The organism is Xanthobacter lutulentifluminis, from assembly GCF_043194675.2.
Taxonomy (GTDB): Bacteria; Pseudomonadota; Alphaproteobacteria; order Rhizobiales; family Xanthobacteraceae; genus Xanthobacter.
On the sequence record NZ_CM195525.1, the window covers coordinates 118,985 to 140,801 of the forward strand.

The 21,817-nt window shown below is 69.1% G+C and carries 18 protein-coding genes; 4 read left to right on the forward strand and 14 right to left on the reverse strand.

Annotated features, from left to right (window positions below):
* The first annotated feature begins 104 nt into the window (after positions 1 to 104).
* The 4 genes from V5F49_RS00585 to gltA all read left to right on the forward strand — a co-directional run bounded on the left by V5F49_RS00585 (position 105) and on the right by gltA (position 5,992).
* Positions 105 to 572 (forward strand): hypothetical protein, encoded by a 468-nt coding sequence (locus V5F49_RS00585; protein WP_394116467.1) that lies wholly within the window; start codon positions 105 to 107, stop codon positions 570 to 572.
* A gap of 235 nt (positions 573 to 807) precedes the next feature.
* Positions 808 to 3,549 carry a glycosyltransferase gene (locus V5F49_RS00590; protein WP_394116466.1) on the forward strand — a complete coding sequence of 914 codons (2,742 nt, stop codon included), beginning with the start codon at positions 808 to 810 and terminating at the stop codon, positions 3,547 to 3,549.
* 295 nt (positions 3,550 to 3,844) lie between these two features.
* On the forward strand, positions 3,845 to 4,510 hold the full coding sequence (mobA, locus tag V5F49_RS00595) for a molybdenum cofactor guanylyltransferase MobA (protein WP_394116465.1): 666 nt from the start codon (positions 3,845 to 3,847) through the stop codon (positions 4,508 to 4,510).
* Positions 4,511 to 4,681: 171 nt separating this feature from the next.
* Complete coding sequence (gltA, locus tag V5F49_RS00600) at positions 4,682 to 5,992, forward strand: citrate synthase (RefSeq protein WP_394116464.1); 1,311 nt, start codon at positions 4,682 to 4,684, stop codon at positions 5,990 to 5,992.
* 334 nt (positions 5,993 to 6,326) lie between these two features.
* On the opposite strand, the gene lpxB is transcribed toward gltA, so the two are convergent.
* The 14 genes from lpxB to V5F49_RS00670 all read right to left on the reverse strand — a co-directional run bounded on the left by lpxB (position 6,327) and on the right by V5F49_RS00670 (position 21,599).
* Positions 6,327 to 7,481: a lipid-A-disaccharide synthase gene (gene lpxB / locus V5F49_RS00605; RefSeq protein ID WP_509210798.1), complete on the reverse strand. Its 1,155-nt coding sequence runs from the start codon at positions 7,479 to 7,481 to the stop codon at positions 6,327 to 6,329.
* Between the two features lie 32 nt (positions 7,482 to 7,513).
* Positions 7,514 to 8,485 (reverse strand): LpxI family protein, encoded by a 972-nt coding sequence (locus tag V5F49_RS00610; protein ID WP_394116462.1) that lies wholly within the window; start codon positions 8,483 to 8,485, stop codon positions 7,514 to 7,516.
* Between the two features lie 3 nt (positions 8,486 to 8,488).
* On the reverse strand, positions 8,489 to 9,295 hold the full coding sequence (gene lpxA, locus V5F49_RS00615; protein ID WP_394116461.1) for an acyl-ACP--UDP-N-acetylglucosamine O-acyltransferase: 807 nt from the start codon (positions 9,293 to 9,295) through the stop codon (positions 8,489 to 8,491).
* Positions 9,295 to 9,771 (reverse strand): 3-hydroxyacyl-ACP dehydratase FabZ, encoded by a 477-nt coding sequence (gene fabZ / locus V5F49_RS00620; protein ID WP_394116460.1) that lies wholly within the window; start codon positions 9,769 to 9,771, stop codon positions 9,295 to 9,297. The genes lpxA and fabZ overlap by 1 nt, the downstream gene beginning before the upstream one ends.
* Positions 9,768 to 10,862, reverse strand: a complete 1,095-nt coding sequence (gene lpxD, locus V5F49_RS00625; protein WP_394116459.1) for a UDP-3-O-(3-hydroxymyristoyl)glucosamine N-acyltransferase — start codon at positions 10,860 to 10,862, stop codon at positions 9,768 to 9,770. Before lpxD ends, fabZ begins: the two co-directional genes overlap by 4 nt.
* 92 nt (positions 10,863 to 10,954) lie before the next feature.
* On the reverse strand, positions 10,955 to 13,393 hold the full coding sequence (gene bamA, locus V5F49_RS00630) for an outer membrane protein assembly factor BamA (RefSeq protein ID WP_445329377.1): 2,439 nt from the start codon (positions 13,391 to 13,393) through the stop codon (positions 10,955 to 10,957).
* A 269-nt stretch (positions 13,394 to 13,662) separates the two neighbouring features.
* Entirely contained in the window at positions 13,663 to 14,820 is a 1,158-nt protein-coding gene (gene rseP, locus V5F49_RS00635; protein ID WP_394116457.1) for an RIP metalloprotease RseP, read from the reverse strand.
* 119 nt (positions 14,821 to 14,939) lie between these two features.
* Entirely contained in the window at positions 14,940 to 16,109 is a 1,170-nt protein-coding gene (gene dxr / locus V5F49_RS00640; RefSeq protein ID WP_394116456.1) for a 1-deoxy-D-xylulose-5-phosphate reductoisomerase, read from the reverse strand.
* 10 nt (positions 16,110 to 16,119) lie between these two features.
* A complete protein-coding gene (locus tag V5F49_RS00645) occupies positions 16,120 to 16,932 on the reverse strand; it encodes a phosphatidate cytidylyltransferase (RefSeq protein WP_394116455.1) in 813 nt (270 codons plus the stop codon).
* A 5-nt stretch (positions 16,933 to 16,937) separates the two neighbouring features.
* A complete protein-coding gene (locus V5F49_RS00650; RefSeq protein WP_394116454.1) occupies positions 16,938 to 17,717 on the reverse strand; it encodes an isoprenyl transferase in 780 nt (259 codons plus the stop codon).
* 28 nt (positions 17,718 to 17,745) lie between these two features.
* Positions 17,746 to 18,309 carry a ribosome recycling factor gene (gene frr / locus V5F49_RS00655; RefSeq protein ID WP_394116453.1) on the reverse strand — a complete coding sequence of 188 codons (564 nt, stop codon included), beginning with the start codon at positions 18,307 to 18,309 and terminating at the stop codon, positions 17,746 to 17,748.
* Positions 18,310 to 18,730: 421 nt separating this feature from the next.
* On the reverse strand, positions 18,731 to 19,492 hold the full coding sequence (gene pyrH, locus V5F49_RS00660) for a UMP kinase (RefSeq protein ID WP_394116452.1): 762 nt from the start codon (positions 19,490 to 19,492) through the stop codon (positions 18,731 to 18,733).
* Between the two features lie 34 nt (positions 19,493 to 19,526).
* Complete coding sequence (gene tsf, locus V5F49_RS00665; protein WP_394116451.1) at positions 19,527 to 20,450, reverse strand: translation elongation factor Ts; 924 nt, start codon at positions 20,448 to 20,450, stop codon at positions 19,527 to 19,529.
* A gap of 144 nt (positions 20,451 to 20,594) precedes the next feature.
* Complete coding sequence (locus tag V5F49_RS00670; RefSeq protein ID WP_394116450.1) at positions 20,595 to 21,599, reverse strand: 30S ribosomal protein S2; 1,005 nt, start codon at positions 21,597 to 21,599, stop codon at positions 20,595 to 20,597.
* Positions 21,600 to 21,817 lie beyond the last annotated feature (218 nt).

The following is a 21,817-nucleotide window of genomic DNA, read 5'->3' on the forward strand; positions in this document are numbered from 1 at the left end:
CGTCGCCGGGCGTTACCCGGACGCCGTCATGCTGACAAATTCCCTTCCTTCTCCTAACGTGTGGTCGCGCCTTCCGCCGCCATCCTTTTGAGAAAATGGCTCTCATGAACAGTTTCCGCATTTCGCTGCTCGCAGCCGCCCTTGTCCTCGCCTGCGTCGCGCCGGCGGCCGCCCAGAGCCAGCCGGGCGACCAGAAGCCCGCAGCCGAGCAGCTGACCCCCGAGCAGAAGGCCGCGCTCGAGGCCCAGCGCCGCTCGGTCGAGGAGTTCACAGAGGCCTCCAAGCTTCCCGGAACGGCGGGCCTGCCCGAATGCGTCTGGACGGGGCGGCGGATTGCCTCACTGCTCTGGCGCGACGACATCGACACCGCCCGCCGGCACCTGGAGATGTACGAGCGCTTCGGTTGCCCCACCGAGCACCTGAAGCTCGCCTTCCGCTGCCTGGTGCGGCAGGGCAACATCGATCCCAAGGCGCAGGCCAACCTGAACAGCCGCGTGCACCAGTGCTGGGTGAACCCGGACTACATCGCCGCCCCGCCCGCGGCGCCGGCGCAGCCTGCGGCGCAACAATAAGATCATCCGCGGGTCATGGCGGTGACGCAGCGGCGTCGAAGGTCCGCCATGATCGGGATTTATCTCTTCTCGCGAGAATGTTAGTGTCTCGGTGCGTTGCAGCGTAAGGCATCGGCCGATGCTGCAGTGCCGACCTTGGGGCAGGTCGAAAGGGTGCCCTGAACCCGTCTTCCGGAACTCCACGCCTTAAGCCAGCGTTCGGGTTCTAACTTCCCCTTTCTGGGTGGGCATCGCCATGCGTCCCGGTCTTGCTGCTGCGGCAGCGGTCATTGCGGTTGTGACCTCTCTCCACGCCGCGATGTGGATTTCCATGCGTCCGGAGGAAAGCGCCCCGAGCATGACGGGCCGCTTCCACAGCCTGTCCTTCGCTCCCTTCGCCCGGGACATGAGCCCGGAGGGCGACGCGCCCACTACCGAGGCGCAGATCCGCTCGGACATGAAGGTGGTGGCCCCCTACACGCGCGGCGTGCGTACCTATTCGTCCATCAACGGCAAGGAGCTGATCGCCCCCATCGCGGGCGAGCAGGGCCTGCGCGCGACCGTGGGCGCCTGGCTCAACAAGGAGACGGATTCCAAGACCGGCGAGCCCGTCCTGGCGCGGGACAAGAAGACCGGTGAGATGGTGCCGGTCAGGGACGGCAACGACCGCGAGATCGAGAACGCGGTCAAGATCGCCCGCGAGAACCGCAACGTCGAGGCGGTGGTGGTCGGCAACGAGACCATGCTGCGCGGCGACATGACCGACGCCGAGCTGGCCGAGAAGATCCGCCGGGTGAAGCGGCAGGTGAACGTGCCGGTGACCACCGGCGAAATCTGGAACACCTGGCTGGAGCACCCCGAGGTCGCCTCGGCGGTCGACTTCATCTACGCCCACATCCTGCCCTACTGGGAGGACGTGCCGGCCGACCGGGTGGTGGACTACACCATCAACGCCTACAACAAGCTGCGCGCCGCCTATCCCGGCAAGCGCATCGTGATCGGCGAGTTCGGCTGGCCCTCGCACGGCTTCAACCGCGGCTCGGCCGTGCCGGACCCCATCGATCAGGCCAAGATCATCCGCACCTTCGTGGCGCGGGCCGATGCGCTCGGCATCGACTACAACATCATCGAGGCCTTCGACCTGCCCAAGAAGCAGAACGAGGGCTCGGTGGGCCAATACTGGGGCGTCTTCAACGCCGACCGGGAGCTGAAATTCCCGCTCACCGGCCCCATCGTCGAGCGCACCTACAACCAGACCGCCGTTCTGGCGCTGCTGCTCGGCGTGCTGTTCACCCTGCCCATGCTGCGCATGCGCGACGTCACCCTCACCCAGGGCTTCGTGCTGGCCGGCGCCGCCAACGGCGTGGCTGCGTGGCTGGCGATGGTGGTGGACTACTGGCTCAACCACTACGTGACGGGCGGTGACTACTTCACCCTGTTCCTGAGCGTGGTGATGCTGGTTCCGCTGGTGTTCGTGCTGCTCTACCGCATCGAGGAGCTGGCCGCCGTCGCCTTCGGCAGCGGCCCGCGCCGGCTGGTGGAATCGCAGAAGCCCGGCACCCCCTCGCGCTTCCCCAAGGTCTCCATCCACGTGCCCGCCTATCGCGAGCCGCCGGAGATGCTGATCCAGACCATCGACGCGCTGGCCCGGCTCGAATATCCGAACTTCGAGGCCGTCATCATCGTCAACAACACGCCCGATCCGGCGATGGTGGAGCCGGTGCGCGAGCATTGCGCGCTGCTGGGCGACCGCTTCAAGTTCATCAACGCCGAGAAGGTGGCGGGCTTCAAGGCCGGCGCCCTGCGCATCGCGCTGGACGCGACCGCCCCGGATGCCGAGATCATCGGCGTGATCGACGCCGACTATGTGGTGACGCCGGACTGGCTGAAGGACCTCGTGCCCATGTTCGAGGACCCCACCGTGGGCCTCGTCCAGGCGCCGCAGGACCATCGCGACGCCGACCGCAGCCCGCTGCACGAGGCGATGAACGCCGAGTATGCCGGCTTCTTCGACATCGGCATGGTGCAGCGCAACGAGGATGACGCCATCGTCGTCCACGGCACCATGTGCCTCATCCGCCGCGCGGCCATGATGGAGGCCGGCAACTGGTCGTCCGACACCATCTGCGAGGACACCGACCTCGGCCTGACCATCGCCGAGAACGGCTGGAAGACCCATTACACCCGCAAGCGCTACGGCTACGGCCTGCTGCCCGACTCGTTCGAGGCCTTCAAGAAGCAGCGTCACCGCTGGGCCTATGGCGGCTTCCAGATCATCAAGAAGCACTGGCGCCGGTTCCTGCCCAACAACTCGCGCCTGACCAACGCGCAGAAGCGCCACTTCGTCCTGGGCTGGATTTCCTGGCTGGGCTCGGAATCGGTCGGCGGCTTCATGGCGATCGCCTCGCTGCTGTTCGTGCCGTTCGTGGCCCTGTTCTCCATCTCGGTGCCGGCCCATGTGCTGACGCTGCCGATCCTCATCACCTTCCTGGTCTACCTGCTGCACTTCGTGAGCCTCTACCGCCTGCGGGTGGAGACCTCGCCCCTGCGGATGATGGGCGCCGCCATCGCCGCCAGCGCGGTGCAGTTCACGGTGGCCAAGGCGGTGCTGGACGGGTTCCGCTACAAGGACCTCGCCTTCGCCCGCACCGCCAAGGGCAACAACTGGCTCGCCGGCGCGGCCCGCTCCTTCCCGGCCCTGCCGGAAGCCACCATCGGCGGCCTGCTGGTGCTGGCCGGCGTGTACCTGCTGATCGCCAACAACATGCCGGGGATCACCATCTCCAAGTCGTCGAACGACTGGCAGCACATCCGGGAGATCAACCTCTACGCCATCGCCCTGATGGTGCAGAGCATCCCGTTCGTTGCCGCCGCGGCGATCGGCGTGTTCGAGAACACGCGGTACAACGACTTCGCCTTCTGGCACGCGCTGCGGGCGCGGGTCGCCGCCCTGCCGCGCCGCCTGCGCGTGACGCCTCCGCCCGCCGTCGCGGACTGAGGCGGCGCCCCAAGGCCCGTCCCCTCCTCGCGTGTTACGGGCCCCCAAAGCCCGTTCGGCGGAAGGCACGGCACACATCGCAAGTCCGAGCGCCCGGCCCCGCGGCCGGGCGCTTTCGTTTGGCCGTCCGCCATCGGCTCGCGGACAGGCTGCCGCAACCGCCCACCCCGACGAGAGCTGCGCGAGGATTTCCCGCCCCGACCGCCCTCAGGCAACAGGCAGCGGTGCGATTCCGCACTCGCCGTGCCGCACCGCTCGGCTTCCCCCACGCCGCCCGCTCGCCCTATGAAGGATCATGCCCGATCCGATCTCCCCGGCGGCGTCCCCTGCCCCGCCCACCCCTGACCGCCCCACGGCGCTGATCCTCGCAGGCGGCCTCGGCCGACGCATGGCGCCGACCGCACGCGCCGTGCCCCCCAAGCCGCTGGCGACGCTCGCCGGCCGGCCGCTCATCGCCCATGTGATCGACGCCATCGCGCCGCAGGCCGGGGACATCTGGATCAACGCCAACGCGGACCTGGAGACCTATGCCGGCTTCGGACGGCCGCTGGTGCCGGATACGATTCCCGGCCACCCCGGGCCGCTGGCGGGCGTGCTCGCGGGGCTCGAGCGGCTGGCAGAGGCGGGTTCCGGTGGATGCCTCCTCACCGTCCCGGCGGACACGCCGTTCCTGCCGGCGGATCTCGTCGCGCGGCTGATGGAACGGCATCGGGATACAGGCGGACTGGTCTGCGCGGGCTCCGGCGGCCAGCGTCATCCGGTGGTGGCGCTGTGGCCGGGCACCGTCCGCGCCGCGCTGCGGCAAAGCTTGGCTTCCGGGCAGCTTAAAGTCGGGCTTTTCCTCGAGGCCCTTCAGGCCGTAACAGTGGTCTGGGACAGTGAGCCGGACGACCCCTTCTTCAACGTGAACACGCCGGAAGACCTTGCCGTAGCAGAGATTCGCCGGACTGCCCGGCTTTGAAGCATGGTCATGCTTGCGGCAGGAATGGGGAGGGTTTAGGACTGCTCAATGGCGGCTTCGCATTCGCGAAGACGGCAGAGCGGAGACGGACTTGCCGCAGGGGGACCCGGATCGCCACGTCCGGTGCTCGACGGCGTTCCGGTTCTTGTCCGCCCAAAGGATGAGGGATCCATGGACGCCACCACCAATACCGGGGCAAAAGCGGCCAAGCTGAGCTTGGGGGAAAAGAGCTGGGATCTGCCGATCCACGAAGGCACCATCGGGCCCGACGTGGTCGATATCGCCAAGCTCTACGGCCAGACCGGGATGTTCACCTACGACCCCGGCTTCACCTCCACCGCCTCGTGTGAAAGCAAGATCACCTATATCGACGGCGATGCCGGCGTGCTGCTCTATCGCGGCTACCCCATCGAGCAGCTCGCCGAGCATGGTGACTTCCTCGAGACCTGCTACCTTCTGCTTTACGGCGAGCTTCCGACCGCCCAGCAGAAGGCCGAGTTCGACGCCTCCGTGACCCGTCACACGATGGTTCACGAGCAGATGACCCGGTTCTTCCAGGGCTTCCGCCGCGATGCGCACCCCATGGCGATCATGGTGGCCTCGGTCGGCGCGCTCTCGGCCTTCTACCACGACTCCACCGACATTTCCGACCCGACCCAGCGCCTGATCGCATCCATCCGCATGATCGCGAAGATGCCGACGCTGGCGGCCATGGCCTACAAGTATTCTATCGGCCAGCCGTTCGTTTATCCCAAGAATGACATCGACTATACGTCGAACTTCCTGCGCATGTGCTTTGCGGTGCCGTGCGAGGAATACAAGGTCAATCCGATTCTCTCGAAGGCCATGGACCGGATCTTCATCCTCCATGCCGACCACGAGCAGAACGCCTCCACCTCGACGGTGCGCCTCGCCGGCTCCTCCGGCGCCAATCCGTTCGCCTGCATCGCCGCCGGCATCGCCTGCCTGTGGGGCCCCGCGCACGGCGGCGCCAACGAGGCGGCGCTCAAGATGCTGGCCGAGATCGGCTCCGTGGATCGCATCCCGGAATATGTCCGCCGCGCCAAGGACAAGAACGATCCCTTCCGTCTCATGGGCTTCGGCCACCGGGTCTACAAGAACTACGACCCGCGCGCCAAGATCATGCAGCAGACCTGCCATGAAGTGCTCACCGAGCTCGGCATCAAGGACGATCCGCTGCTCGACGTGGCGGTGGAGCTCGAGCGCATCGCGCTGCACGACGAGTATTTCATCGAGAAGAAGCTCTATCCGAACATCGACTTCTACTCGGGCATCACGCTGAAGGCGATGGGCTTCCCCACCACCATGTTCACCGTGCTGTTCGCGCTCGCCCGCACCGTGGGCTGGATCGGCCAGTGGAAGGAGATGATCGAGGACCCGAGCCAGCGCATCGGCCGTCCCCGCCAGCTCTACACCGGCGCCGCCCAGCGCGATTACATCGCCATGTCCAAGCGCAAGTGATCCAAGCGCAAGTGACCAAGCGCAAGTGAAGCATGTCCCGGCGGGCGCATCGCGCGTCCGCCGCATGCTCCGGAATGAAAGGCGCGGCTTCGGCCGCGCCTTTTCTTTTTCGGGCCGGCAGTTGAGGGGGTGAGACCCGGGCGGGGGATCTCTTGGGGCCGATTTACCGCCGTCCCGGCAAGGCGGCAGGCGGGGCAGAGAGAGCGGCGCTCAGGGGATCGCGGTGCATGCAGGCGCTGCGCGCAGGCTCCCGCGGCGTCCGCGCCGCGAGGCTCTGCACCCTGGAACTGGCCGGCGCCGGCTCACGCGCACCCTGGAACTGGCCGGCGCCGGCTCACGCCGGCGGCAATGCCCCGGGGCGGCCGTGCCGCGCCAGCCGCAGCACCACCTCGGCGGCCCGCACGCTGGGGCTCGGCCCGTCGATGCCGAAGATGGAATCGAAGCGGGCGAACGCCGCCTCCTGCCGCGCGCGCTCGGGAGTGTCGCCGATCACCGCGGTCAGCGCGCCGGTCAGGGCCGGCACCGTGCAGAATTCCTGCAGGAACTCCGGCACCACATTCTCGCCCGCCACCAGATTGGCCAGGATCACGGTCGTGCCCTTCAGCACCCGCCGGCCGATCTGCGCCTCCAGCCAGCCGATGCGATAGGCCGCCACATGGGGCACGCCGGCCAGCGCCAGCTCCAGCGTCACCGTGCCGGAGGCCGCGAGCGCCGCGCGGGCGGAACGGAAGGCAGCGAGCTTCTCCGCCTCGGTGGTGACGATGCGCGGCTGCACCGGCCAGGCGGCGATGGTCTCGCGCACCAGCGGCTCCAGGCGCGGCAACGTGGGCAGCACGAACTCCACCGGCCCCGCCTGCGCCACGGCGGCGATGGTGGCGCCGAAATCGTCCGCCAGCCGCACGATCTCGCGGCGCCGGCTGCCGGGCAGGATCAGCACCAGCGGCGGAGAGCCCGCGCGGAGCGCCGCCTCCTGCGGCCCCGGCCGCAGCTCGTCCATGCGCTCCAGCAGCGGGTGCCCCACGTAGAAGGTGGGCGGCCCGCCGAGCTCACGATGCACCTGCGGCTCAAACGGCAGCAACGCCAGCAGCGCGTCCACATGGGGCCGCATGGCCGCTGCACGGCCGGGACGCCAGATCCACACGGTGGGCGAGACGTATTTGACGATGGGAATCGCGGGGTTCGCCGCGCGCACCCGCGCCGCGACGCGATGGGTGAAATCGGGCGCATCCACCAGCACCAGCACGTCCGGCGGATCGGCGAGCACGGCGGCCACCGTCTCCTTCAGCCGCCGCAGGATGGTGGGCAGCTTCCCCAGCACCGCGGCGATGCCGATAGCGGTCAGGTCATCCATGGGATAGAGGCTCTCCAGCCCCGCCGCCGCCATGCGCCGGCCACCCACGCCGCGAAAATGCGTGCCCGGCGCCTCCGCCGTCAGCGCTTCCATGAGCGCACCGCCGAGCTGGTCGCCCGACTCCTCGCCGGCGACCATGAAGACGCGCAGCGGCCGTTCGTGTCCGCCGCTCACCGCGCAGCCTCCGCTCCGCCGGACGCGCGCGGCACGCCTACCACGAACAGGCCCGCCGCATCGGCGGCCGACACCAGCGCCTGCGCATCAGGCACGATGGCGCCGCCGGCCTCGAAAGCGATGCCGCCCAGGCCCACTTCTGCGGCGCGCGCCACGGTGGCGGGGCCAAGGGAGGGCAGATCCACCCGCCGGTCCTGCCCCGGCTTCGGCGCCTTCACCAGCACGCCGCGCCCGGCCGGAATGCGCAGCCGTCCGGTGCGCCGCATCTCGCCATAGCGCGCCAGCATCTGGTCCGTCCCCTCCGCCGCCTCCACCGCCACGACGAAGCCGTCCACCACGATCACCCCCTGCCCCACGTCGAACGGGCCGAGGGTGTGGATCACGTCGAACCCGCGCGCCATGTCCGAGCGGTCGACGGGACCGGGCGCGCGGGCGCCCAGCACGCCCTCGGGCAGGAGCAGGCCCGGGGCGGCCTCATGGGCGCCGATCAGGTGGAAGCCCTGCTCCGCCACCAGTCCGAGCACGCCGGAGAGCAGATGATTGTCGCCGCCGCGGAACAGCGCGGCGATGCGCGGCAGCAGCCGCACCATGGTCCAGTCCAGCCCGAGGTCGGACAGGCGGGGGCGGGTGAGGCCGCCCACCATCACCACGTCGCGCACGCCCCGCGCCTTCGCATAGGTCGTGACCCGGCCCAGCGAGCCGAGACGGAACCAGTAATGCGGATAGCGCTCCAGCGCCGGATCGGCGAAGCCCTTGATGAGCAGCAGCAGTACCCCGCGGCCCTGGGCCTGCACCGCCTCGGCGACCGCGCCGGGAAAGGCGCCGCCGCCGGCGACGATGCCTACCGGGCCGCGCTGAGCGCCCTCCGCGCGCGGGCAGGAGACGGCCCCGGCTGCCGGCTGATCGGCGGCGGACGCCGGCGTCGCGCCGGGCGCGCCCCTCCGCCCCTCGTCCCCCGGCAGGCCCACGCCTCACTCCTCCTTGATGACGCCCCGAGAGGGATGGCACAGCGCGCGCTTGCGATCCGCATCGATGAAGCTGATGACGGCGGCCGCGAACGGCGAGCTGTCGACCTTGGCGCGCACCTGCTCGAGCCGCGCGTCGAACGTGTCCTCGCCGAAGAACAGGTCGCGGTAGACCGCACGCGCCTCGTGGACGTCGGCCTTGGTGAAGCCGCGCCGGCGCATGCCCACCACGTTGAGGCCCACCAGCTTGCCGGCCTGCCCGAGCACATTGCCGTAGGGGATCACGTCCTCGCGCACGCCGGTGAGGCCGGAGATCATGCACTGGGAGCCGATGCGCGTGTACTGGTGCACGGCGCACAGGCCGCCGAGGAAGGTGTGATCGCCCACGCTCACGTGGCCGGCGAGGGTGGCGTTGTTGGCGAAGATCACCTGGTCGCCGACGATGCAGTCGTGGCCCACATGGGCGCCCACCATCATCATGACGCCATTGCCTATGCGGGTGATGCCGCGGCCGGAGGCGGTGCCGATGTTGGCGGTCACGTGCTCGCGGATCTGGCAGTCCTCGCCGATCACGAGCTCGGTCCGCTCGCCCTTGTAGTGCACCGACTGGGGCGGCGTGCCGAGCGAGGCGAACGGATAGACCGTGGTGCGCGCGCCGATGGTGGTGGCGCCCTGCACGTTCACATGCGAGAGGAGCCGCACGCCCGGCTTGAGCACGACATCCGGCCCGACGATGCAGAAGGGGCCGATCTCCACGTCGTCCGCAAGCCCCGCCGGGTTCTCCACCCGGGCGGTGGGGTCGATCTTCGCCACTATGGGTTCTCCACGATCATCGCGCCGACCTTGGCCTCGGCGACCAGCTCGCCGCGCACCTTGGCCTCGCCGCGATACCACCACATGTTCCGGCGCCGCGAGATGCGCGTCATGTGGTATTCAAGCACGTCCCCCGGCACCACGGGGCGCCGGAACTTGGCCTCGTCGATGGTCATGAAATAGACCAGCGAGGGCTTTTCGTTGTCCTTGCCGAGCACGCACACGACGCCGGCGGTCTGGGCCATGCCCTCGATGATGAGCACGCCGGGCATCACCGGATTGCCGGGGAAATGGCCCTGGAAATGGGGCTCGTTGGCGGACACGTTCTTGATGCCGACGCAGGAGAGGTCGCCGTCGATCTGCTCCACGCGATCCACCATCAGGAACGGATAGCGGTGCGGAAGGCAGGAAAGCACCTTGAGAATATCGGCGCTGCCGAGCACCTTGCCTTCCCCGGCGGGCGTGATCTCGTTCATTCCCCCGTCCCTTCCCCTTCTTCGTCGTTGCTGCCGCGGCGGGCGCTGGCGGCGGCGAGGCGCTTGAGCGTCGTCACCTCGCGGAACCATTCGCGCACCGGCTTGGCCGGCGAGCCGCCCCAGCGCACGCCGGGCGGCACGTCGCCCTTCACGTTGCTGGAGGCGGCGATCTGCGCGCCGGTGCCGATGGTGATGTGGCCCACCACGCCGACCTGCCCGCCCAGCATGACAAAATCGCCGAGCGTCGTGGATCCGGAGATTCCCGTCTGGGACACGATGATGCAGTGGCGGCCGATGACCACGTTGTGGGCGATCTGCACCAGATTGTCGATCTTGGTGCCCTCGCCGATCACCGTGTCCGCCAGCGCGCCGCGGTCGATGGTGGTGTTGGCGCCGATCTCCACGTCGTCCTGGATCACCACCCGGCCGATCTGCGGCACCTTCACGTGACCGCGCGGGCTCGGCTGGTAGCCGAAGCCGTCAGAGCCGATGCGCGCGCCGGACTGGATGATGACGCCGTTGCCGAGGAAGGCGTGGATGACGCTCGCGCCCGCGCCGATGGCGCAGTTCCGGCCGATCCGCACGTTGGGGCCGATGATGGCGCCGGCGCAGATGACCGAGCCGGCACCGATCTCCGCGCCCGGACCGATGACGGCGCCGGGATCGACGGTCACGTTCTCCTCGAGCCGCGCGCGCGGATGCACCTGCGCTCCGGGGGCGACGCCGTCCTGGCCGAACACGGGAAGCGGACGCAGCGCACCCGGGAACAGCTTGCGCGTGACCGCGAGAAAGGCTGTGGCCGGTCGCGGCGAGATCAGCAGGGTCATGCCCTCCGGCGCCTTGGCGGCGAAGCGGTCGGAGGTGATGACCGCGCCGGCCTGAACGGAGCCGAGCTTCTCGGCAAACAGGAAGCTGTCGCAGAAGGCGAGATCGTAATGCCCGGCGGTATCGAGCGTGCCCACGCCGCGGATCTGGTGCGTCCCGAGCTGCTCGACCGTAGCGGCATCGCCGGCGATGCGCGCGCCGCTCAGCTCGGCGACCTCGGCCAGCGTCAGCGGAGCCGGCAGCGGGAAGAAGACATCGTGGCTCATGGGGGACCGCCGGGGGAACCGAGAATAGGCTCGGGCGCCGGAGACGGGGCCGAAGCCTCCGTCACCCGGCGCCCGCGCGGGTTCGATCAGGATCAGAAGCGGGTGCCGCCGGAGAAGCGGAACGCCTGGGTCTGGTCGTAGGTCGCCTGCGAGAGCACCCACGCATAGTCGAAGCGGAGCGGACCGAAGGGCGACTGCCAGATCAAGCTCGCGCCGACCGAGGAGCGGATCACGTTCTCGTCGCCGACGCAGACGTTGCCGACCTTGTTGGACGACGCAGGGATCGGACACGTAACGAAATTGGGCCTGCCGTAGATGTTGGTGCCGCTCCCAGGAATAGCCGGATTGGCAATCCAGTTGGGCACGCCCGGGAAGGAGGTCGGACCGCCGTAATCGAACAGCGAGCCGGCGTCGGCGAAGATCGCGCCCTTCATGCCGATGTCCTTGGGCAGGAAGGCGAAGGGGAACTGGATTTCCGCCGAAACACCCCAGTAGGTGGTGCCGCCCAGCGCGTTGAGCTGGTTGTTCAGGCAGTTGTAGGCGATGGGCGTGCCGACGTTGGACGCGGCGCAGGGAGCGACGTCACGCGGGCCGATGCCGGACGGGGCGAAGCCGCGCACCAGGTTCGGACCCATGTAGAAGTTGTCCAGCACGTCCAGCTGATCGCCACCCCAGGAGGCCACATAGCCCGCCTGACCGCGCAGGATGAGCACGCTGTCGCCGTACAGGGGGGTGAAGTGGCGGATGTCACCGGTGGTGCGGATGAAGTTCACGTCACCGCCGACGCCGGCCAGATCCTGCTTGAGCTCGGCATACAGGCCCTGGGTCGGGTTCTGGTTGTTGTCCAGACCGTTGAACGACAGGGTGTAGCCGATCGCCGAGGTCACCGTGGCGCCCTGGAAGGAAGCGTCACGAATGGCCCAGGACGTGGTGTCCAGGCAGCTCCAGTAGAAGGCAGGGTCAACATTGTTGCAGAGCGAAATTTCGCGCTGATAGATGTTGTAGCGCAGCGCCAGCGTCACCTCGTCAGTGATGGGCAGGCCGAAGCGGAGGCCGCCACCCACGGTCGTGGTGCCGTAGGGCGTGTAGCTGGTGGCGTTGGTTTCCTTCCAGTACACGTCGAAGCCGGCGGCCAGACGGTAGCCGAGGAAATAGGGCTCAGTGAAGGAGAACTCAGCACCCGAGGCATTCTGGCCGAAGGAGCCGGACACCTTCACGTACTGGCCACGGCCGAGGAAGTTCTTCTCGCCCAGCGAGACCTCGCCGATGATGCCGTCGGCGGTGGAGTAACCGCCGGAGATGGCGAACTCACCCGTGGACTGGTCTTCCACGTCCACCACCAGGATCACGCGGTCCGGAGCGGAACCCGGCTCGGTGTTGATCTTGACGGTCTTGAAGTAGCCGAGGTTGCGCAGCCGGCGCTCGGCGCGATCCACCAGCACGCGGTTGTAGGCATCGCCCTCGCCGATATCGAACTCGCGACGGATCACGTAGTCCCGGGTGCGGGTGTTGCCGCGGATCTCGATGCGCTCGATGTAGACGCGCGGGCCTTCCTCGACCACGAACACCACGTTGATGCGCTTGGCCTCGAAGTCGCGGTCGCCGCGGGGACGGACCTGAGCGAAGGCATAGCCGCTCTTCGACACCTCGATGGTGAGGTTCTCGACCGACTTCTCCACCATCTCGGCGTTGTAGATCTGGCCGTCCTGCGCCCGCACCACGCGCTTCAGCGAGTCGCCGGACACGTCGCGGATGTTGGAGACCACGTCGACCTTGCCGAAGCGATACTGCTCGCCCTCATCAAGGGTAAAGGTGAGGGTATAGCCGGCGCCGCCCGGATCAAGCTCGGCCGTGGCGGCAACGATGCGGAAGTCGGCATAGCCGTTCTTCAGATAGAAGCGGCGCAGCAGCTCCTGGTCCGAGTTCACCCGGTCCGGATCATAGACGTCAGTGGACTTCAGGAACGACAGCCAGTTGGTCTGGGTGGTGGCGATCACGTCGCGCAGCTTCCAGTCCGAGAAGGCCTTGTTGCCGACGAACTTGATGTCCTTGATGCCGGTCTTGTCGCCCTCGGTGACCTCGAACACCAGATCCACGCGGCCGTTGCCGCGGTCGATGGTGACCGGGTTCACCCGCACGTCGCTGCGGCCGGAACGGCGGTAGACCTCGATGATGCGCTGGGTGTCGGCCTGGACGGTCGACTTGTTGAGGGCGGCGCGGGGCTTGGACTGGACCTCGCCCTCGAGCACCTCGTCCTTGATCTTGCGGTTGCCCTCGAAGACGACGCGGCTGATGACCTCGTTCTCCGACACCTGGACGATGATGCGCCCGCCGGACTGGGTGATCTTCACGTCGGAGAACAGGCCGGTGGCGTACAGCGCCTTCCAGGCCTCGTCGATCTTGCCGGTCGTGTAGGGACCGGTACCGAAGTACGAGCGGATGGTCTCGGCGTCGACGCGGCGGTTGCCCTCCACGACGATGGCGCTCGACTGCGCGGCGGCCGGGCTGGCCGCGATGAGGGTACCGGCCACCGAGGCTCCCGTGACACACACGGCAAGACCAAGGGCGGCGGCCAGGTTTCTCAACACCCGAAGCGGAGCAGTCATATGGTGCGCAACCTTGAAATTTCGTTGTTCTGAAGCCGTTTCGCGTCCCTGAGGACACGATTGCGGATTCTCACCCTACGAGCCGCTTGTACAGGCTTTTACCTGCGGTGCAAACCGCGCGGCCCCCAAGCCCGACCTTTTCCGGACGACCGTTGCGCTCCCGCCACGACCCCCCTGCGGCAAATCAAAACCCTTTACATTGCAGCAATATGCAGCACGTCGTTCCACGTCGCGAAAATCATCAGCATCAGCACCAGCGCAAGGCCGATGCGGAAGCCGATGTCCTGCGTGCGGGCGCTCAGCGGACGCCCGCGGATCGCCTCGAAAGCGTAGAACAGAAGGTGCCCGCCATCCAACAGCGGGATGGGAAAGAGGTTAAGCAGTCCGATAGAAACGGACAGCACTGCTGCCAGAGACAGGAGTGCGCCGATACCAAAGGTTGCCACCTGCCCCGAAACCTGCGCGATGCGGATGGGTCCGCCCAGCTGGTCGGCCGACTCGCGGCCGGCGATGAGGCCGCCGAGATAATCGAACGTCCGTGCGACCACGAACCACGTCTCCTGCACCCCGAGGCCCACCGCCTCGACCGGGCCATAGCGACGAACGGTCACGTCGCCGGCGGCGAGCGAGCGGGAAATGCCGAGAAGACCGGTGCGGTGCACATTGCCGAAGGGGTCCTTCACCTCCTTCAGCTCGGGCGTGGCGTCGAGCACCACGTGGCGGTCGCCGCGCTCCACGGTGAAGGCGAGACGCTCGCCGGCGCGGCTGCCGACGATGCGCTGCATGTCGGCGAAGCTCTCCACCTTCGAGCCGTCGATCTCCAGCACCAGGTCGCCCGGCTGGAACCCGGCCACCTCGGCGGCGCTGCCGGGGTTGACCTGATCCACGCGCGGTGCCGTCACCTGCTTGCCGAACACCATGAAGACGATGGAGAAAATGGCGATGGCCAGCAGGAAGTTGGCGATCGGCCCGGCGGCCACGATGGCGGCGCGCCAGCCCACGGGCTGGAAGAAGAAGCTCTCGCGCCGCTCGGCCGGCGTCATCTGCGCGAGTCGGCCGGCATCGGGGGTGGAGGCCGCGTCCTCGTCACCGAAGAAACGCACGTAGCCGCCCAGCGGCACCGCCGCCAGCCGCCAGCGGGTGCCGTGGCGGTCCGTGAAGCCGGCGATCTCCGGCCCGAATCCCAGCGAGAAGGTGAGCACGCGCACGCCCGCGCGCCGCGCCACCCAGAAGTGGCCGAGCTCGTGGAAGAACACCACCAGCGTCAAAACGAAAAGGAATGGAACGATATAGCCGAGAAGCGAGGACGAAAGGCTGCCCAGGTGCGCGCCGAAACCGGAAAGCACATCCATCACCCTCACCTCTCCTCCCGCAGGCGGCGCCGCCGCGGATGCGTCCGCCGCGCGCCAGCCAGATCGCCGGGGCCCTGCCCGGCTCTTTGATGTCGCTACCCGGCGGGCAGCGTATGCACTCAGGATGCCTTTGCAGCAAACTTGGGCAAGAGCGCGGCCGCCGTGCGCCGGGCGGCGGCATCCGCCTCCCGCGCCTCGGCAACGCTGGTGGGGGCCGGGCCACCGTTGATGCGGTCGAGCGTCGCGGCCACCGTGTCGGTGATTCCATAGAAGCCGATGCGCCCCTCAAGGTAGGCTGCAACCGCCACCTCGTTGGCGCCGTTGAGGATGGTCGCGGCCACCCCCTCGTTCGCCATGGCGGCGCGGGCGAGCGCGAGGGCGGGGAATCGGTCCTCGTCCGGCGCCTCGAAGGTCAGCCGCGCCAGCGCGATCAGGTCGAGCCGGCGGCATTGGGTGGGGATTCGCTCGGGATAGGCGAGGCAGTGGGCGATGGGCACGCCCATGTCCGGCACCGCGAGGCCGGCCGTCACCGAGCCGTCCACGAACGAGACGAGGCCGTGGATGATCGACTCGGGGTGCACCACGGCGTCGAGCCGATCGGCCGGCAAGGCGAACAGGTGCTGGGCCTCGATCAGCTCCAGCCCCTTGTTCATGAGCGTCGCCGAATCGATGGTGATCTTGGCGCCCATGGACCAGTTGGGATGCTTCAGCGCGTCGCGCGGGAGGGCGCGCGCGATCTCCTCCCGGCTCTTCTGCCGGAACGGCCCGCCGGAGGCGGTGAGGGTGATCTTCTCCACCGCGGCGCGGGGACCGGCGGCCAGCGCCTGGAAGATGGCGTTGTGCTCGCTGTCCACCGGCAGGATCTCGGTGCCGGTGCGGGCCGCCTCCGCCATGAAGAAGGCGCCGGCGGCCACCAGGCATTCCTTGTTGGCCAGCGCCACCCGGCGGCCCGGAGCGAAGGCGGCGACCGTGGGCGCGAGGCCGGCGACGCCGACGATGGCGCTCACCACGATGTCGACATCGTGCCGAGCCGCCTCGATCAGGGCGGAGGGACCGGCGGCGCTCTCGATGCCGGTGCCGGCGAGGGCATCGGCCAGCGCCCGCCCGGCGGCGGGATCGGCGATGGCGGCGAAGCGCGCGCCCAGCGCCACGGCCGTCTCGGCCAGCGCCGCCACATTGTGCCCTCCCGCCACGGCCTCGACGCGGTAGAGATCCGGGGCGTCGGTGACGATCCTGCGGACGCTCTGGCCGATGGAGCCGGTGGCCCCGAGGAGGGAAAGGCGCTTCATGGAACAGGTCCTACCACAATAACAGCGCGGCGGCAGGGTCCGCGCCGGTCCTGAGCGCCGCGATGCCGGCGGCCAGCAGGGAGGCGGCGGCGAAGCCGTCGAGGCGGTCCAGCAGGCCGCCATGGCCGGGGATGAGACGGCTGGCATCCTTCACCCCGAACAGCCGCTTCACCGCCGACTCGGCGAGATCGCCGGCCTGGCTGACGACGGAGAGCACGAGCGCGAGGCCGGCGAGCGGCAGCAGCGTCGGCAGCCCGGCGAGCGCGGCCACGATCACCCCCGCCAGCACCCCGCCGAGGGTGCCGCCGGCCGCGCCGGACCACGTCTTGTTGGGAGAGACGCGCACCCACAGCTTCGGGCCGCCCAGCGCGCGGCCGGTGAAATAGGCGAGGATGTCGGTGGCCCAGACCACGGCGCACAGATAGAGCACCGCCACGAAGCCGAGCGTGGAGGTGCCGCGCAGCACGATCACCGGCAGCGCCGCGGCGGCGGCGACCAGCAGGCCCGTCATGGCCCACGCGCTCTGGCGTGGCACGGCGAGGGCGGCCGCGGCGGCACCGAGGACGGCGGCGCTGAAGGCATAGGACGGCTGCGACCACACCGCGAGGGCCCCTCCCCCGGCCAGCGCCGCGGCGCCGATGGCGAGGAAGACGGGGCGGTGATCCAGCCGCGCCAGGTTGGCCCATTCGTGCAGGATGGCGACGCCGGCGGCCACCCACAGCAGGGCGAACGGCGCGCCGCCGAACCAGGCGGCCGCGAGCACGACCGGCACCAGGACGAGGGCGGAAAGGGTGCGATGCTTGAGATCGGCGCCGAAGTTCACGTGCGTCAGGGTCCGGGGCGGTTGGTCACGCCGCCGTACCTGCGGTCCCGCCGGGCAAATTCGTCGATGGCCGTCAGCAGCGCGGCCTTGTCGAAGTCCGGCCAGTTGATGGGCAGGAAGACGAACTCGGCATAGGCCGCCTGCCATAGCAGGAAGTTGGACAGCCGCTGCTCGCCCGAGGTGCGGATGATGAGGTCCGGATCGGGGATGCCGGCGGTCTCGAGCCGCTGGGAGATCATCTCCACGTCCACGTCCTGCGGCTTCACGCGGCCCGCGGCCACGTCGGCGGCGATGCGGGAGACGGCGGCGGCGATCTCCTGCCGCGAGCCGTAGTTGAAGGCCACCACCAGCGTCAGCCCGGTGTTGGCGCGGGTCAGCGCCTCCGCGTCGTCGAGCAGCTGGCGGATGTCGGGCGCGAGGTTGCCGCGCTCGCCGATCACCTTCACCCGCACGTTGGCGGCGTTGAGCTCGGCGAGGTCATGGCGCAGGAACAGCTTGAGGAGCCGCATCAGCTCCGTCACCTCGCCCAGCGGCCGGGTCCAGTTCTCGGCCGAGAAGGCGTAGATGGTGAGGAAGCGGATGCCCACCTCGCGGGCGGCGCGCACGCAGCGGCGCAGCGCCTCCACCCCGCGGCGGTGGCCTTCGAGGCGCGGCAGCTTGCGTGAGGTGGCCCAGCGCCCGTTGCCGTCCATGATGACGCCCACGTGGGCTGGCACGTGCGCCGGAACGGCCGCCGGGTCCTGCCCGGAAACGGCGGCATCGCTCGCGGCGGCTCGCAGGGACATGGCTTGCTCCGGGCTCACGCGCTGGATCTCAGACGGAAAGGATTTCCTTTTCCTTCTGGGCGAGCGTCTGGTCGACCTCGGCGATCGCCTCGTCGGTGGCCTTCTGCACGTCCTTGGAGAGGCGCTCCAGCTCATCGGAGCCCATCTCGCTGTCCTTTTCCAGCTTCTTCAGCAGGTCCATACCATCGCGGCGCACATGCCGCACCGCGACACGGGCGGCCTCGGCATACTTGTGCGCGACCTTCACCAGCTCCTGCCGGCGCTCCTGGTTGAGCTCGGGGATGCGCAGGCGCAGCACCTGGCCCTCGGTCGCCGGGTTGAGGCCGAGGTTGCTGTCGCGGATGGCCCGCTCCACCGCGCCCACCATGCCGCGGTCCCACACCTGCACGGAGAGCATGCGGGCCTCGGGCACGGAGACGGTGGCGACCTGGTTGAGCGGCATGCGCGCGCCATAGGCCTCGACGGTGATGGGATCGAGCAGGTTGGCAGAGGCGCGTCCGGTGCGCAGGCCCGCGAGCTCGTCCCTGAGCACGCCGACGGCGCCGTGCATGCGGCGCTTCAGGTCGGACATGTCGAAGGTGCCGGTGGTCATGTGGAACCTCAGTTGGCTGAATTCTGGGCTGCTTCCCTTGGCATGGAAACGCTCGGCGATCCATGCACGCGGACGTGCCCGGGATGGAAATGCGCGGCCGGCGCGGCAGCAGCGCGGATGGCAGAGGCAAACGGCGATTCGGTGGCGGAGCCGGCGGCCGGGGCCGAAGTCGCGACCATCGGGCCGGCGACGGACGGGCGGGCAAGGGCTGCGCAAGCAAGGGACCGGCGGGTAACAGACGGGCGGGTAACGGACGGGCGGGCGCGGAGGCCGGACACGGCGTCACGGCAGCGCCCGGCGCGTGCGATGGCACGGCCGCCCAGCCCCAGACCCCGCCCCAGCCATCCCGTCATGGCTTGTGTCACCCGATCGGCCGCTCATCCGATTGCGCCGGCGCGGAACCGCCCCGGCGCGCCTGCGCTCAGGGGGCGACCACCGTGACGCGGCCTTCCCCCTTGGCGGCCGTGACGATGGCGCCCGGCTCGCGAATGGAGAACACGATTATCGGCAACGAGGCCTCGCGGGCAAGCGCGAAGGCGGCCGCATCCATCACCTTGAGGTCGCGGGCCAGCGCCTCGTCGTGGGTGATGCGGTCGTAGCGGGTGGCCGAGGGGTCGCGCTTGGGATCGGCGGTGTACACGCCGTCCACGTTGGTCGCCTTCAGAACCGCGTCGCAATCGAGCTCGGCGGCACGCAGCACGGCGCCGGTGTCCGTCGTGAAATACGGATTGCCGGTGCCGCCCGTGAGCACCAGGATGCGGCCGCGGCGCAGGTGGCGCGAGGCCGGCTGGCGGGCATAGGGCTCGCACACCGTGGGCATGGGGATGGCCGAGAGGGTGCGCGCCGGGGCGCCGGCGGCCTCGATGGCCCGCTCCAGCGCCAGACCGTTCATGACGGTGGCGAGCATGCCCATGTGGTCGGCGGTGGCGCGGTCGAGATTCTCGTCCGCCACCCGCGCGCCGCGCAGGATGTTGCCGCCACCCACCACCACCGCCACCTCGCAGCCGAGGGCGCGGGCGGCGACCAGGTCGCGCGCGATGCGCGCGACCGTGGGCGGGTGAAGGCCGAAGGGCTCCTCGCCCATCAGGGCCTCGCCGGAGACCTTCACCAGGATGCGGGGATAAGGAAGGCCGGGCGACGCGTAGGGCGTCGCAGGCTCCGGATAGTCCGAGTCGTCCGCCATGGAAGCGGTCATCGCAGCCCCCCTGCCCGTTGGATCAGGACTGGCCGGCGGCGGCAGCCACCTCGGCGGCGAAGTCCGACTCTTCCTTCTCGATGCCCTCGCCCAGGGCGTAGCGCACGAAGCCGGTGAGCTTGATGGCGCCGCCGACCTGGCCCTCGGCCTCCTTCAGCACCTGCGACACGGACTTGGAGCCGTCGTGCACGAAGGGCTGGTCGAGGAGGGTGTTCTCCTTGAAGAAGCTCTTCATGCCGCTCTCGGCGATCTTGTCCTGCACGTTGGCGGGCTTGCCCTGGTGCTTCTCGAGCAGGATCGCCTTCTCGCGGGCGACGGTGGCCTCGTCGATGCCGGAGGCGTCGAGCGCCAGCGGGTTGAGGGCGGCCACGTGCATGGCGATCTGCCGGCCGAGGGTGGAGAGCTTCTCCACGTCGCCCTCGGACTCGAGCGCCACCAGCACGCCGATGCGGCCCTGGCCTTCCACCACGGCGCCGTGCACGTAGGTGGCGATCACGCCCTTGGAGACGGTGAGCTTCACCGAGCGGCGCAGCGTCATGTTCTCGCCGATGGTGGCGATGAGCGCGGTCAGGCGCTCGGCGACGGTGACGCTCTCGCCCGGGAACTTGGCGGCGGCGACCGCCTCCACCGAGCCGTCGGTGTTCAGGGCGACCTTGGCCACCTCGCGCACGAAGGCCTGGAAATCGGGATTGCGGGCGACGAAGTCGGTCTCGGCGTTCACTTCCACCGCGGCGGCGTAGTGGCCCGACGACTCGACGGCCACCAGGCCCTCGGCGGCCACGCGGCCGGCCTTCTTGGCGGCCTTGGCGAGGCCCTTCTTGCGCAGCCAGTCGATGGCGGCCTCGACGTCGCCGGCGGTCTCGGTGAGCGCGGCCTTGCAGTCCATCATGCCTGCGCCGGTCTTGTCGCGCAGTTCCTTCACGAGCCCGGCAGTGATCGCAGCCATGTTCAGTCCCTTCCTCTCGCACCACGGCCGGCCACGGTGAGCCCGAGCCGGCCGCGTGGGCGCCCCAAGCGCCCCATTACTCTCGATTCGTCTTCAGATCTGCGACAGCGTGCGGGAGGCGCGCCTCCCGCTCCGCCACAAGGGTCACTCGACCTCGGCAGACACTTCCTTGGCCTGGGCGACCCAGCCGTCCACGCGGCCGGGCAGGCCCACTTCCTCGCCGATGCGATGGGCGTCGACGGCGTCGAGGCCGGCGATCTGCCAGAAGTGGAACACGCCGAGGTCGTTGAGCTTCTGCTCGATCTCCGGGCTCACGCCGGCGAGCTTCTTCAGGTCGTCGGCGACGCCGCGGGGACCGGAGAGGGGCTCGAAGGTGGACCAGGCGCCGGTCTCGGCGGGCAGTTCCTCGATCAGCGGAGCATCCTCGGCGCCGAGGTCGATGCCGAGATCGGTGTGGCCGCGGCCGATGCCGTCGATGGCGGCGCGGGCAACCAGATCGCAGTAGAGCTGGATGGCGCGGCCGGCGTCATCGTTGCCGGGAACCGGGAAGGCGATGCCGTCCGGATCGCAGTTGGTGTCGAGGATGGCCGCCACCGGGATGCCGAGGCGCTGGGCCTCCTTCACGGCGATGTCTTCCTTGTTCGTGTCGATCACGAACAGCAGGTCCGGCAGGCCGCCCATGTCGCGGATGCCGCCGAGCGCCTTGTCCAGCTTCTCCTTCTCGCGGGAGAGGGTCAGGCGCTCCTTCTTGGTGTAGCCGGAAGAGGCCTCGGGGCCAGCCAGCATCTCCTCCAGCTTCTTCAGCCGGGCGATGGAGTTGGAGATGGTCTTCCAGTTGGTGAGCATGCCGCCGAGCCAGCGGGAGTTCACATAATACTGCGCCGAGCGGCGGGCAGCCTCGGCCACCTGCTCCTGGGCCTGGCGCTTGGTGCCGACGAACAGCACGCGGCCGCCCTGGGCGACGGTGTCGGACACGGCCTGCAGCGCGCGATGCAGCGCGGGCACGGTCTGCGACAGGTCGAGGATGTGGATGTTGTTGCGGACGCCGAAGATGTACGGAGCCATCTTGGGGTTCCAGCGGTGGGACTGATGGCCGAAGTGCACACCAGCCTCAAGGAGCTGGCGCATGGAATAGTCGGGAAGAGCCACGTTGGTATTCTCCGGTTGAGCCTCCGCGGACGTACCCTCGCCGGAACGGCAAAAGGGCACCGGATGACCCGTCGGGGTCTGTGTCCGCGTGCGGAATGGGTTGGGCACTTACACGAGCAGGTCCGCCGGCGCAAGATCCATGACGGATCGGCGACGCCCGTGCGACGGTAGCGGGCGCCGGCGTTGGGCGGGGCGCGGGATGCGGGACGCGCGCCGCC